Annotated in this window: 12 protein-coding genes; 5 read left to right on the forward strand and 7 right to left on the reverse strand. The window is 61.3% G+C overall.

All coding sequences use genetic code 11. From position 1 onward, the window contains the following. Nucleotides 1-66: 66 nt before the first annotated feature. A complete protein-coding gene (locus ACVWVP_RS01870; protein ID WP_457404352.1) occupies nucleotides 67-762 on the reverse strand; it encodes a FadR/GntR family transcriptional regulator in 696 nt (231 codons plus the stop codon). A gap of 254 nt (nucleotides 763-1,016) precedes the next feature. On the opposite strand from ACVWVP_RS01870, the gene ACVWVP_RS01875 reads away from it, so the two are divergent. From ACVWVP_RS01875 to ACVWVP_RS01890, 4 genes are read left to right on the forward strand one after another with little or no spacing between them, the layout of a single operon-like run. Continuing rightward, nucleotides 1,017-1,802 (forward strand): transporter substrate-binding domain-containing protein, encoded by a 786-nt coding sequence (locus tag ACVWVP_RS01875; protein ID WP_259172353.1) that lies wholly within the window; start codon nucleotides 1,017-1,019, stop codon nucleotides 1,800-1,802. A gap of 17 nt (nucleotides 1,803-1,819) precedes the next feature. Continuing rightward, nucleotides 1,820-2,488 carry an amino acid ABC transporter permease gene (locus ACVWVP_RS01880; RefSeq protein ID WP_457404354.1) on the forward strand — a complete coding sequence of 223 codons (669 nt, stop codon included), beginning with the start codon at nucleotides 1,820-1,822 and terminating at the stop codon, nucleotides 2,486-2,488. After that, nucleotides 2,485-3,135: an amino acid ABC transporter permease gene (locus ACVWVP_RS01885; protein ID WP_178919942.1), complete on the forward strand. Its 651-nt coding sequence runs from the start codon at nucleotides 2,485-2,487 to the stop codon at nucleotides 3,133-3,135. The genes ACVWVP_RS01880 and ACVWVP_RS01885 overlap by 4 nt, the downstream gene beginning before the upstream one ends. Continuing rightward, a complete protein-coding gene (locus ACVWVP_RS01890) occupies nucleotides 3,122-3,859 on the forward strand; it encodes an amino acid ABC transporter ATP-binding protein (protein WP_178919941.1) in 738 nt (245 codons plus the stop codon). Before ACVWVP_RS01885 ends, ACVWVP_RS01890 begins: the two co-directional genes overlap by 14 nt. On the opposite strand, the gene ACVWVP_RS01895 is transcribed toward ACVWVP_RS01890, so the two are convergent. From ACVWVP_RS01895 to ACVWVP_RS01910, 4 genes are all read right to left on the reverse strand, one after another. Next, nucleotides 3,831-4,355 (reverse strand): DUF1120 domain-containing protein, encoded by a 525-nt coding sequence (locus tag ACVWVP_RS01895; RefSeq protein WP_457404356.1) that lies wholly within the window; start codon nucleotides 4,353-4,355, stop codon nucleotides 3,831-3,833. The two genes, ACVWVP_RS01890 and ACVWVP_RS01895, sit on opposite strands and share 29 nt — an antisense overlap. Next, complete coding sequence (locus ACVWVP_RS01900) at nucleotides 4,345-6,852, reverse strand: fimbria/pilus outer membrane usher protein (protein WP_457404358.1); 2,508 nt, start codon at nucleotides 6,850-6,852, stop codon at nucleotides 4,345-4,347. The genes ACVWVP_RS01895 and ACVWVP_RS01900 overlap by 11 nt, the downstream gene beginning before the upstream one ends. A gap of 7 nt (nucleotides 6,853-6,859) precedes the next feature. Further along, nucleotides 6,860-7,558 (reverse strand): fimbria/pilus chaperone family protein, encoded by a 699-nt coding sequence (locus ACVWVP_RS01905; RefSeq protein WP_457404360.1) that lies wholly within the window; start codon nucleotides 7,556-7,558, stop codon nucleotides 6,860-6,862. Between the two features lie 119 nt (nucleotides 7,559-7,677). Continuing rightward, nucleotides 7,678-8,325 carry a DUF1120 domain-containing protein gene (locus tag ACVWVP_RS01910; protein WP_457404362.1) on the reverse strand — a complete coding sequence of 216 codons (648 nt, stop codon included), beginning with the start codon at nucleotides 8,323-8,325 and terminating at the stop codon, nucleotides 7,678-7,680. Between the two features lie 448 nt (nucleotides 8,326-8,773). On the opposite strand from ACVWVP_RS01910, the gene ppx reads away from it, so the two are divergent. Then, nucleotides 8,774-10,276, forward strand: coding sequence for an exopolyphosphatase (gene ppx, locus ACVWVP_RS01915; RefSeq protein ID WP_178919936.1), 1,503 nt, complete (start codon nucleotides 8,774-8,776; stop codon nucleotides 10,274-10,276). Nucleotides 10,277-10,421: 145 nt separating this feature from the next. Here ppx and ppk1 read toward each other — a convergent pair whose 3' ends face one another. Together ppk1 and hemB are read right to left on the reverse strand one after the other, a co-directional pair. Beyond that, a complete protein-coding gene (gene ppk1 / locus ACVWVP_RS01920; RefSeq protein ID WP_176996883.1) occupies nucleotides 10,422-12,644 on the reverse strand; it encodes a polyphosphate kinase 1 in 2,223 nt (740 codons plus the stop codon). Between the two features lie 18 nt (nucleotides 12,645-12,662). Further along, nucleotides 12,663-13,676: a porphobilinogen synthase gene (gene hemB / locus ACVWVP_RS01925; RefSeq protein ID WP_178919935.1), complete on the reverse strand. Its 1,014-nt coding sequence runs from the start codon at nucleotides 13,674-13,676 to the stop codon at nucleotides 12,663-12,665. Between the last annotated feature and the right edge of the window lie 43 nt (nucleotides 13,677-13,719).

Here is a 13,719-nt window from a genome sequence, read left to right on the forward strand (position 1 = left end):
CCGTTCAGGAAGCCGCCTCTGATTGAGTCTTGCTATGGTGGTGCATGAGTTTGGGTATAGCTCAACTCAGGGCGTCACGGGCGTCACGAAGGCAATGCCGGTGCGCAAGGCCGCGTTGCGCACGTGCTCCTGCATGGCTTTCTGCGCTGCTGCGCTGGCACGACGGGCCAGGGCACGCAGGATCTTGCGGTGCTCCTGCCAGGTCTCCATGGCCCGCTCCGGCCGGATGAACGGTAGCTTCTGGCTTTCCAGGAACACCTCGGCACTGGCACTCAGGATGCTCACCATTGCCTGATTGCCGCTGGCCAGCAGGATGCGCTGGTGGAATTCGAAGTCCAGCCGCGCCGCCGCCTCAAAGTCACCCGCCTTGAGCACCTTGCGCATCGCCTCGACATTGTCTTCGAGGCCATCGAGCTCATCGAGCGTCAACGTGACCGTCGCCAGCCCCGCCGCGAAGCCTTCGAGGGCATAGCGCAACTGGAAGATATCCAGCGGCGTTGCCTGCGCCGCAAACGGCCAGGCAAACCCCGGCGACTCCTCCACCGCCTGCACGAACACGCCCTTGCCCGGTTGCACACTGACGACCCCCAAGGCACTCAAGGACGACAGCGCCTCGCGCAAAGACGCCCGACTGACCCCCAACTGCACAGCCAGGTCGCGTTGGGAGGGCAAGGCATCACCCGGCCCAAAGCCCTGTTCATTAATGAGTTTGCGGATGGCCTGCAGGGCCGCTTCCGGTACGGCTTGGGCGATGGAATTCATGGAAAACTCAAGGTTGCAGTCAACGGTGCGGCTAGTTGTAAAGCTATTCGCAGCCCACGGCAAGCCACGCCCCAAAGGGGCTCGCGTGGTTTTATCGACGCTCGAAAAGGGTGCGAAAAACATGAGCACTGTTCAGACCAGTAAGACCACCGCACCTCAACAAACACCAGCGTTACAGGCCAACCTGACGAGGCTGGCATGGGCTGTGCACTGGGCCAAGACAGATTTCCCTTCGCCCTTTCCGGAGAGTTGCCATGACCAAGCGCTACAGCGCCCTGCTCACAGCCCTGTTTGCCAGCCTGATGCTGAGCCAGGCACCCGCCCAGGCCAACGGTCTGGACGATATCGTCGCCCGTGGCACCCTCAAGGTCGCCGTGCCCCAGGACTTCCCGCCGTTCGGCTCGGTCGGCCCCGACATGAAACCCCGTGGCCTGGACATCGACACCGCCAAGCTGCTGGCCGACCAGCTCAAGGTCAAGCTGGAGCTGACACCGGTCAACAGCACCAACCGCATCCCGTTCCTCACCACCGGCAAGGTCGACCTGGTGATCTCCAGCCTGGGCAAGAACGCCGAGCGTGAGAAAGTCATCGACTTCTCCAAGGCCTACGCGCCGTTCTACCTGGCGGTGTTTGGTCCGCCTGACGCGCCTGTCAGCACCACCGACGACCTCAAGGGCAAGACCATCAGCGTGACACGCGGTGCGATCGAAGACATCGAACTGACCGCCGTAGCCCCCAAGGAAGCCACCATCAAGCGCTTCGAGGACAACAACTCGACCATCGCCGCCTACCTGGCCGGTCAAGTCGACCTGATCGCCAGCGGCAACGTGGTGATGGTGGCGATCAGCGAGCGCAACCCCAAGCGCGTGCCTGCCCTGAAGGTGAAACTCAAGGACTCCCCGGTGTACGTGGGCGTGAACAAGAACGAGCCGGCACTGCTGGAAAAGGTCAACCAGATCCTGATCGCCGCCAAGGCTGATGGCAGCCTGGAAAAGAACGCGATGCAATGGCTCAAAGAGCCGCTGCCTGCCGACCTCTGACGCGACGGAGCTGATTGATGGCGTATCAATTTGACTTTGTGCCGGTGCTGGCCAATACCGACCTGCTGTTACGCGGTGCGCTGTTCACCCTGGAACTGACGGTCATCGGCGCCATCCTGGGGGTGGCCCTGGGCACCGTGGGCGCCGTGGTGCGGGCGTGGAAGATCCAGCCGTTCGCCTGGTTCTTCGGGGTGTATGTCGAGTTGATCCGCAACACGCCGTTCCTGGTTCAGTTGTTCTTCATCTTTTTCGGCCTGCCGTCCCTGGGGCTGAAAATCACCGAATGGCAAGCCGCCGTGCTGGCAATGGTGATCAACCTCGGGGCTTACTCCACCGAGATCATCCGCGCCGGCATCCAGGCTGTTCCCCGGGGCCAACTGGAAGCGGCGGCCGCGCTGGCCATGACGCGCTTTGAGGCGTTCCGTCACGTAGTGCTGCTGCCGGCGCTGGGCAAGGTGTGGCCAGCCCTGAGCAGCCAGATCATCATCGTGATGCTCGGTTCGGCGGTGTGTTCGCAAATCGCCACTGAAGAGCTGAGCTTTGCCGCCAACTTTATCCAGTCTCGCAACTTTCGCGCCTTTGAAACCTACGCACTGACCACCCTGGTGTACCTGTGCATGGCACTGATGATTCGCCAGTTGCTCAACTGGATCGGCCGCCGTTACGTGATGAGGAACAGCCGATGAGTGATTTTTCCTTCTGGGACATCGTGCGCAACCTCGCCACCGGCCTGCAATGGACTCTGCTGCTGTCCCTGGTGGCGTTTGTGGGCGGTGGTGTGATCGGCCTGTTGGTGATGACGATGCGCATCAGCCGCAAGGCGTTCCCCAGCCAAGTGGCCCGTGCCTATATCGAACTGTTCCAGGGCACGCCGTTGCTGATGCAGCTGTTCCTGGTGTTTTTCGGCATCGCCCTGCTCGGTGTGGATATTTCACCCTGGCTGGCGGCCGCCATTGCACTGACCCTGTTTACCAGTGCCTACCTCGCCGAAATCTGGCGTGGCTGCGTCGATTCCATTGCCCACGGGCAGTGGGAAGCCTCGGCCAGCCTGGCCCTCAACCCGCTGGAGCAACTGCGCTACGTGATCCTGCCCCAGGCCCTGCGCATTGCCGTGGCGCCCACCGTGGGTTTCTCGGTGCAGGTGGTCAAAGGCACCGCCGTGACCTCGATCATCGGTTTTACCGAACTGACCAAGACCGGCGGCATGCTCGCCAACGCCACCTTCGAACCCTTCATGGTCTACGGCCTGGTGGCCCTTGGTTACTTCTTGCTCTGCTACCCCTTGTCCCTCAGTGCGCGCTACCTGGAAAGGAGACTGCATGCCTCTGCTTAGAATTTCCGCCCTGCATAAGTATTACGGCGATCACCATGTGCTCAAGGGCATCGACCTGACCGTTGAAGAAGGCCAGGTGGTGGCGATCATCGGCCGCAGCGGCTCGGGCAAGTCCACCTTGCTGCGTACCCTCAATGGCCTGGAATCGATCAACGATGGCGTGATCGAAGTCGACGGCGAATACCTCGACGCCGCCCGCGCCGACCTGCGCAGCCTGCGGCAGAAAGTCGGCATGGTGTTCCAGCAGTTCAACCTGTTCCCGCACCTCACGGTGGGCGAAAACGTGATGCTCGCGCCGCAAGTGGTGCAGAAAGTACCCAAGGCCAAGGCCGCCCAGTTGGCCAAGCAGATGCTGGAACGCGTCGGGCTGGGCGAGAAGTTTGACGCCTTCCCGGATCGCCTGTCCGGCGGCCAGCAACAGCGCGTGGCGATTGCACGCGCCCTGGCCATGTCGCCCAAGGTGCTGCTGTGCGACGAAATCACCTCGGCCCTGGACCCGGAACTGGTCAATGAAGTGCTCAGCGTGGTGCGCCAACTGGCCAAGGATGGCATGACGCTGATCATGGTGACCCACGAAATGCGCTTTGCCCGCGAAGTCGGCGACAAGCTGGTGTTCATGCACCAGGGCAAGGTGCATGAAGTGGGCGACCCCAAGGTGTTGTTTGCCAACCCGCAAACGCCCGAGTTCGCCAACTTCATTGGCTCCGTGGAACAGGCGGACTGACCAGCTCGAAATGCCCCTGCCCCTCCAGCACTGTGTGGCTGCGTACACGCAGGGCGTCGACAGGCAGGTCGGCATCGATCTCGACCTGGGCCGCCAACTGCCGGCCAGCCCCTTGGGCCACCAGGGTCCGTCCCGGCAGCAATTGCCCGGCGGCCGGTTCACCCATGTCCGCCCATTCCACCGGCTGCCCATCCAGCCGGGCATGCCTGAGGCTCAGGCGAAAACGCCCTTCGCGCCCAAACCGAAAGCCCTCGCTATCGGACGCCATCCCGTTGAACCGCAACGCCATGGTCGATGGCTGAGGGCACAGAATATTCAAGTGCACCGTGCGAGTGCCCATCGCCACTGCCCCACGCTCATCGCGGCGCTCATTGCGGATCGCGCCATAATCGACACGTCCCTGGCTGACAATCAGCCGACACTCATCTGCCCGCGCCCATTGGGCCATCATTCCGCCCCAGAGCAATAGGCCCAGGCACATCGCTTTAGCGGCCATGGCACACCGCCGACGTGGTTTCATAGAGTTTGTCATTGTCCGGCTCAACTTCAGGAGCCAGGCGCAGCTGGCAGGAGGACGAGTCCGGCAGGGATACCCGCAGGCTTTGCGGCGCCGTTACATCACTCAGGAAAATCATGCCGTCAGCCACCACGCTGGTCATGAAGCGATCGTCCGCACCGAACACCGAAGCTCCCTGGGGCAACGGCTGGCCCTTCTGGTCGCGAGCATTGATCAACACTCGACGCACCTTCACCACTTCAAAGTCCACGGTATTGAACGATCCCCGGCCAGCGGCGACGACTCGGGTGCCATTCTTCAGGTCGACCCGTTTGGGCAGGGATCGGGTTTGCACCTCGATACGGCTATTGCTGTAGGCCGGCAGGCCCGCGATCACCGCATGACCGCGTGGATCGGTCCACACCGGGCCCTGAGGGGTGTCGATTCTGGCCGATCCGATATCTCCCACCGAGACGATGCCAAATGTGTCCTGGACCGTATAGGGCGAGAAGGTCAGCCCGCGTTCATGGGCCACCACACCTCCTCGCAGTTGCCCCGAATAGCTGGTGTTCTGCGAATCGCGGCTGACACCCAGGCCAACCTGGGTGTAACGCGGCGTCAGGTTGAGTTGGCCACGCACCGATTGCTCCCGAGCGTTGAAATCCCGCTCACTACCGACCTCGTAGCTCACAGCGTCATTGACCCGCTCACTGAGCGCCGTCCCCGCGTTGACCTGATGACCGCGCCGGCTGGCATAACTGTTCACACGGCGATCACCGCCCAACGGCACACTGACCTGCAAGCGCAAGGAAAGACCTTCATCCAGCACGGCATCTCGCCTGCGAGCTCCAGGTGCCGCATCACGTCCCGCTTTTTTGCCTCCGACCTGTGAATCGGCAATCAACGCCAAATCGGTGCCACCGAACGACTTGTTCCATGACGCAAAGACATGTTCCATCGACCGCCCATCAAATGGGTCGCTGCGGGCATACCCCAGGGAAAAACCACCCATCACCGGATCCACCCAGCTGAGGCCTGCCGTGTAGTGGTTCTTGAAACGCGAATTGAGGTCGTCAACCCGAAGCGAGCTGCCAGCTTCGAGCACCTCTCGGTAGCCCCGGGTCTGCCGGGTGGCGCTCAGGTTGAGGTCCAGGTTGTCGTACACAGGGCTGCTCACCGACAGCGTACTGCGCACACCGGAAACGGCGTTGCGGCTGTCACGGGAGACGTTCTGGCGTGCGGCCACATTCACCCGCTGGAAAAAAACACTGCCAAGCGTGCCACCCGCCGCCCAGTAGTCTTCGGCACTCAACAATCCCAGGCCCAGGGTTGAATCACGTCCCAGGCCCCAGCTTGCGCTGCCCATGGCAAACATCGGGGTACGGCTATCCCCCACCGAAGCCTCGCGCACCTTGCCCGTCGAAAAGTAGTACCCCGGCGGCGCCTGCGCGCCTCCCCTGAACGAGGCCGCCGACACCGCGAAGTTGCGCTTTGCGCCCCGTACGTCGATCACCGTGACATCCAGGTCACTGGTGCCATTGAGCAACGGCAAGCCGGTGAGGCGGTAAGGCCCCTCAGGCACCAGGGTGCTGTGAATCAACACCCCGGACTGGCGGACTTCAATACGTGACTGGCTCTGGGCAAGGCCCTCCACCACCACATTGGCGGCGCCTGCCTGGGTTCGGGACAATCCATCGGGAGATAACTGAAAACCTGAAAACTGCACACCACCGAATACCGGGTTGTTGCTCGACAATTGACCCACCTGAAAGGTTGATTGCAACGCGACAAGGTCCCGTTGCGCGTATGCGTAAAGGTGCTCGGTGCGCGACTCACTGTTGTCGGAGACATAGAACTGGCGACTGCGCACAATCCAGTCGCCCAAATTGAAGCCAGCCTCGGTGTAGGCGGATACAAACCGGCTCGGCTCCCCCCCTGTGCGGCTGTCGAAACCCAGCACGTCATAATTGAACACGGCCGCACCACCGCCGGAGGAAAAATGCCCGGCCTCCCATTCAGGCTCACGCAAGGATTGGGTCGGCACCACCAGCACCACTTCGTCACTGCCAGGGCGCAATCGCACCATGGTCGTCGGAAAGGCACCCAGAAAATCATGACAGGCCTGCTCCGGCGTCGAGCCTTCACGGATTACCCGGGGCGGTTTCACCACCCCCGCCTTCTCCAGCAGCCCCGGGGTAAAACACAGCTGCCCTTGCGAATCGAACCGCGCATCCACCAACCCCAGAGGGTTACCATTGACCCGCAGCCCCACTACCTGGACACCTTCGCGAAAACGCGCTGCGCTGCGAAAGTAATCGGACACCTTCGGGTCAATGCCATGGGTGGTCAGTGCTGCGAGGTCGAACCCCTCGCCCAGCTCCACTGCAGTCACGAAGCCAGGCAGCCCACACAGTGTCGCCAGCCCCAGGAGCAACGGGGGACGGCCCAGCCGGAGAGCGGCCCTACCATTGCCGGCCCGCTTTGTTGTATTCGGCATGAGCCCATCATCCCTCGGTGGCGTCGAGAGGGGCCTGGTAGCTGTCCGCCGCAAATCCATAGACGGTGGCCGGCTGGATTTCAACGCTCGTCGCGCCCTCAAGGCGCCCCTCGAACGTTGCCGTCAGGGCCTCTCCCGGCAGGATGTAGGTGCGCGGCAATGTGCCTGGCGCATTTTGCGGCAACAGCTTTACATCGGGGGCCAGGCGCACCACGTAGGCACTTGGGTTATGGACGGTCAGGCGCCCGCCATCGTGCCTCCACTTCAGCAATTCCCAGGGCGTAGCGTGCCGAGGCAATCCCTTTGGGTGCAGGATCAGCGGCAGGTTCTGTCGCAGGGTGATACCAATGGTGGCACCGCCCGTTGCTCGGGCCTGGGGAATGCCTTCGAAGGAAATGCGCTTCAAGCGCTGGGTCTTCAGGGGTTCCTTCAGCGTACTGATGAAACGCACCAATTGAGTGTCGCCCGCCTCTACACGGGTGATGGGCGGGGTGACGACAAGCAAGGGCTCCAGGTCTTCAGGCAGGTCCTCCACCACCGAATGAAGCAGCGCCGGTCCCTCATCGGTATTCTTCACATTAAGGGTGGCCTCACCCTCTTCCTCGTATAGAACGACCAGCGTGGTTTCAGGCCGCATACCGTCTGCCAGCGCGATAATCGAAAAGCAGGCACTTATCGCCACACTTAAAACCAGCGACTTAATCATTATTAAAAGACCGCGCACTTCGCTTCCCCGCAGGTGTTTCCGTTAACGTAAAAAAATCAAACAGCCATATAAAAACAGCCAATAAAAAGTTTGACTTTTTATTGGCTGCCAAAAGCAACTTAGAGGTAGCTCAGTACCAACGTGGCGCGCCCATCGATGGACACATCGCGACTCAGGTCAAGATCCTGCGCTTTATTGATCACGGCCTTAACGGCGATGGTGCCGGTCAACAGGGAGATCGATGCCGGCGTAACCGCCGTGCCGCTGCGCCATGAGTACTGGCTGGGTGCTTGCGCGACTTTGCCATCACTGTTCTGCCAGCCGCCGGTGCCAGTGCGCACGATCGGGTTGAGTACCAGGTTCGAAGACTTCAGGTCTTTGAGCGTGATCGAGTAGCCACCGGTGCGCCGGGTGCCTACGGCGCCAAGGCCGAAGTTCTGCTGTTCGGTGAAGCCAGCCCCCAGGATACCGGTCACCTTGCTGCCAGCCTGCAGGTCAGTGAAGGTCAAGCCAAACATCGCGGGTGTGGCGCCACAGCTAACCGCCAGGGAAGTGCTACGCTCCTCACGCGGGTTGAACGCAGTCTGGGACAACTCACCGGAACGTATGACGCGATAATCGATAATGCCACTCCCAACCAGGCTGAGGTTGCAGGAGGCGGGGGTAATCGTTCCCCTCACCACCAGTTGAGCGCTAGTGGTGGCCTGGGCACTTACCACCGCCGCCAGGCATGCAATACCGATCGCTGATCCAACTATTTTCTTCATGTTCGACCTGTCACTAAAAGTTATCAGGTGTATTTATTTTTGCCCTGCCAATACAAAACCATAAATAAATAACACCACGGCAAAATCGCCGAGTGACAGTCTGTCGCTTTAACACTTCACTTAAAAATAAGACCACACCTTCATTCTCGTGGGAGCGGTTAAAACAATCTGTCATCTGTACCTGATCAAACAGTAGTCTCAACTAAAATTACGATGTGGCCCAAAGCATCTAACCTGTAGGCCGAGTCGAATTCTGAAGAACAACACACGAGAGTTAAAAAATCCTACAGAGTTGCAGCATCTCTCGGCTGATGCCTGAAAAGGCAACCTACATTTCCTACAGCGACTTCCCGCAAGCACCCTCAGACAAATTCCCGCAGCACTACGCGTTGGCGTCAGCGGTCGATCGTGGCACGATGGCAAGGTTATCGACCGAGACCCCCAAACCATGCCGCAATCCCAAGCCAAGAATCTGTCCCTGATCGCCGCCATCGACCTGGGCTCCAACAGCTTTCACATGGTCGTGGCCAAGGCCCAGAATGGCGAAATCCGCATCCTTGAGCGGCTCGGCGAGAAAGTGCAGCTGGCTGCCGGGATCGACGACGAGCGCCAGCTCAACGAAGAATCCATGCAACGCGGCCTCGATTGCCTCAAGCGTTTTGCCCAACTGATCAACGGCATGCCCCTGGGCGCCGTACGGATCGTCGGCACCAACGCCCTGCGTGAAGCGCGCAACCGCGGCGAATTCATCCGCCGCGCCGAAGAGATCCTGGGGCACCCGGTAGAAGTCATCTCCGGCCGTGAAGAGGCCCGCCTCATCTACCTCGGCGTGTCCCACACCCTGGCTGATACACCCGGCAAACGCCTGGTCGCCGACATCGGCGGCGGCAGTACCGAATTCATCATCGGCCAGCGTTTTGAGCCGCTGCTACGTGAAAGCCTGCAGATGGGCTGCGTCAGCTACACCCAACGCTATTTCAAAGACGGCAAGATCACTCCGGCGCGCTACGCCCAGGCCTACACGGCAGCCCGCCTGGAGATCATGAGCATTGAGCACGCCCTGCATCGCCTGACCTGGGATGAAGCCATCGGCTCCTCTGGCACCATCCGCGCCATCGGCCTGGCCCTGAAAGCCGGCGGCCATGGCACCGGCGAGGTCAACGCCGAAGGCCTGGCATGGCTCAAGCGCAAGCTGTTCAAACTGGGGGATGCCGAGAAGATCGACTTCGATGGCATCAAGCCCGACCGCCGTACCATCTTCCCGGCGGGCCTGGCGATTCTCGAAGCCATCTTCGATGCCCTCGAACTGCAACGCATGGACCACTGTGACGGCGCCCTGCGCGAAGGCGTGCTCTATGACCTGCTGGGTCGCCATCATCATGAAGACGTGCGAGAGCGCACCCTCACGTCGCTGATGGAGCGTTATCACGTCGACCTGGAACAGGCTGCGCGCGTGGAACGCAAGGCCCTGCACGCCTTCGACCAGGTGGCCGAAGACTGGGACCTGGAAGACGGTGTCTGGCGCGAGCTGCTCGGCTGGGCCGCCAAGGTCCATGAAGTGGGCCTGGATATCGCCCACTACCATTACCACAAGCACGGCGCCTACCTGATCGAGCACTCCGACCTCGCCGGTTTCTCCCGCGAAGACCAACAGATGCTCGCGCTGCTGGTGCGCGGCCACCGTCGCAACATTCCCCGGGACAAGTTCGCCGAGTTCGGCGACGAAGGCATCAAGCTGATTCGCCTGTGCGTGCTGCTGCGCTTTGCGATCCTGTTCCACCACATCCGTGGCACCCAGGAAATGCCCCAGGTGACCCTGCGCGCCGACGGCGACAGCCTGGACGTGGTGTTCCCCAAAGGCTGGCTGGATGAAAACCAGCTGACCCAGGCGGACTTCGCCCAGGAAGCCGAGTGGCTGACGCGGGTGGGTTTCAGCCTGAACCTGCGTTAACCACACCGACCTGTTGTGAGCGGGCTTGCCCCGCGCTGGGTGGCGAAGCCGCCCCAAACAAAACGCCGCGGTGTTTGAGAACAACCGCGGCGTCGGGTTTCAGGGCCCAGCGCGGGGCAAGCCCGCTCACTACAAAGGCCTGCTGTCAGTTCACCGACAGAATCGGGCTACCCAACTTCTCCAGCAACGTCGCCTGCGCACTGCGCGGGTTCTGGTTGCCGGTTGGCGTGTTGCGCACGTAGCGGCCGTCCGACTGCAGGCTCCAACTGTGGGTGTTGTCGGTGAGGTAGCTTTCCAGCTCCTTCTTGACGCGCATGATCAGCTTCTTGCCCTCCACCGGGAAGCAGGTCTCTACCCGCTTATCGAGGTTGCGCTCCATCCAGTCGGCGCTGGAGAGGAACATCTGCTCTTCGCCACCGTTGAGGAAGTAGAACACTCGCGTGTGCTCCAGGAAGCGGCCGATGATGGAACGCACATGGATGTTGTGCGACACACCGACGATGCCCGGGCGCAGGCAGCACATGCCACGCACCACCAGGTCAATGCGCACGCCGGACTGGCTGGCCTTGTACAGCGCGCGGATGATCTTCGGATCGGTCAGCGAGTTGAACTTGGCAATGATGTGCGCCGGCTTGCCGTCGAGGGCGAACTGGGTTTCGCGGGCAATCATGTCGAGCATGCCCTTCTTGAGGGTGAACGGCGCGTGCAGCAGCTTCTTCATGCGCAAGGTCTTGCCCATGCCGATCAGCTGGCTGAACAACTTGCCGACGTCTTCGCACAAGGCGTCGTCGGAAGTCAGCAGGCTGTAGTCGGTGTAGAGCTTGGCGTTGCCGGCGTGATAGTTGCCGGTACCCAAGTGGGCGTAACGCACGATCTCGCCGGCTTCGCGACGCAGAATCAGCATCATCTTGGCGTGGGTCTTGAAGCCGACCACACCGTAGATCACCACCGCACCCGCCGCTTGCAGGCGGCTGGCCAATTGCAGGTTGGACTCTTCGTCGAACCGCGCTCGCAGTTCGATCACCGCGGTGACTTCCTTGCCGTTACGCGCAGCGTCAACCAAGGCATCGACGATTTCCGAGTTGGCACCGGAGCGGTACAGGGTCTGGCGTACGGCCAACACGTGCGGGTCCTTGGCAGCCTGGCGCAGCAGGTCGACCACCGGGGTGAAGGACTCGAATGGGTGCAACAGCAAGATGTCCTGCTTGCTCACCACGCTGAAGATGTTCTCGCTGTTTTGCAGCAGTTTCGGGATCTGCGGGGTGAACGGGGTGTACTGCAGCTCGGGGTGGCTGTCCAGGCCGGTGATGCTGAACAGGCGCGTCAGGTTCACCGGGCCGTTGACCTGGTACAGCTCGGTCTCGCCCAGGTTGAACTGCTTGAGCAGGTAGTCCGAGAGGTGTTTCGGGCAGGTGTCCGCCACTTCCAGGCGCACCGCATCGCCGTAACGGCGCGAGAACAGCTCGCCGCGCAGGGCACGGGCCAAGTCTTCGACATCTTCGGAGTCCAGCGCCAGGTCGGCGTTACGGGTCAGGCGGAACTGGTAGCAGCCCTTGACCTTCATGCCTTGGAACAGGTCATCGGCGTGTGCATGGATCATCGACGACAGGAATACATAGTTGTCGCCAGGGCCACCCACCTCTTCAGGTACCTTGATGATCCGTGGCAGCAAGCGTGGCGCCGGTATGATCGCCAGGCCGGAATCGCGGCCGAAGGCGTCGATACCTTCCAGCTCGACGATGAAGTTGAGGCTCTTGTTCACCAGCAACGGGAACGGGTGCGTCGGGTCGAGGCCGATCGGGGTGATGATCGGTGCGATCTCGTCGCGGAAGTAGCGGCGCACCCACGTCTTGATCTTGGTGGTCCAGTGGCGGCGACGGATGAAGCGGACCTGATGTTTTTCCAGTTCCGGCAGCAGGATGTCGTTGAGGATCGCGTACTGGCGGTCCACATGGCCGTGCACCAGCTCGCTGATGCGCGCCAGCGCCTGGTGGGGTTGCAGGCCGTCTGCGCCGGCTTGTTCACGGGCGAAGGTGATCTGCTTCTTGAGGCCGGCCACGCGGATCTCGAAGAACTCGTCCAGGTTGCTGGAGAAGATCAGCAGGAACTTCAGCCGTTCCAGCAACGGATAGGACTCATCCAGCGCCTGTTCCAGCACGCGGATGTTGAATTGCAGTTGTGACAGCTCGCGGTGGATGTACAGGCTGCTGTCATCCAAGTTGGTGACGGCGGCCACCGGGGCCGGCACAGGCGGCTCGGCCACCACGGCGGGCGGTGCGGGCTCCAGTTCCGGCGGGGTCTCGGTGACTTGTTCAACCACCGGGTGAGCGTCTTTTACAGCAACTTCGGAGAGTCCTTCGGTATTCATCGAGTGTTCCTGTGAGGGCTATTGTTGCTCTCTAAGCAATTGGGCAGCGCGGGCGGCGAAGTAGGTCAGAATGCCATCAGCGCCAGCACGTTTAAAGGCAGTCAGGGATTCGAGGATCACCCCTTCACTCAACCAACCATTCTGGATCGCGGCCATGTGCATGGCGTATTCACCGCTGACCTGATAGACAAAGGTCGGCACTTTGAATTCCTCTTTGACCCGGTAAAGGATGTCCAGGTAGGGCATACCGGGCTTGACCATCACCATGTCGGCGCCTTCGGCCAAATCGGCCGCCACTTCGTGCAGGGCTTCCTGGCTGTTGGCCGGGTCCATCTGGTACGAGGCCTTGTTGGCCTTGCCCAGGTTCAGCGCCGAGCCCACCGCATCGCGAAACGGGCCGTAATAGGCACTGGCGTACTTGGCCGAATAGGCCATGATCCGCACATTGACGTGGCCGGCCAGTTCCAGGGCTTCGCGAATCGCCTGGATGCGGCCGTCCATCATGTCCGACGGTGCAACCACCTGGGCGCCTGCAGCGGCATGGGACAAGGCTTGCTTGACCAGCGCGTCGACGGTGATGTCGTTCTGAACATAGCCGTCTTCATCGAGAATGCCATCCTGGCCGTGGGTGGTGAACGGGTCCAGCGCCACGTCGGTGATCACCCCCAGCTCCGGAAAACGCTCGCGCAGGGCGCGGGTGGCGCGCTGGGCAATACCCTCAGGGTTCCAGGCTTCAGCGGCATCGAGTGATTTGAGTTCAGACGGCGTCACCGGAAACAGCGCCAGCGCTGGAATTCCCAGTGCGACCCAACCGGCCGCTTCGATCAACAACTGATCGATGGTCAAGCGCTCCACACCCGGCATCGAGGCCACCGCTTCGCGCCGGTTTTCACCGTCGAGCACAAACACCGGCAGGATCAGATCATTCGTCGTCAGTACATTTTCACGTACGAGGCGGCGAGAAAAATCATCACGACGATTGCGGCGCAGACGGGTGGCGGGGAACAGGCGATTGGCAGGGGTAAAGCTCACGACAGACTCCTGAGCCCGCGTTTACGGGCGAGCGTTGCAGTTA

The organism is Pseudomonas sp. TE24901 (assembly GCF_054058375.1).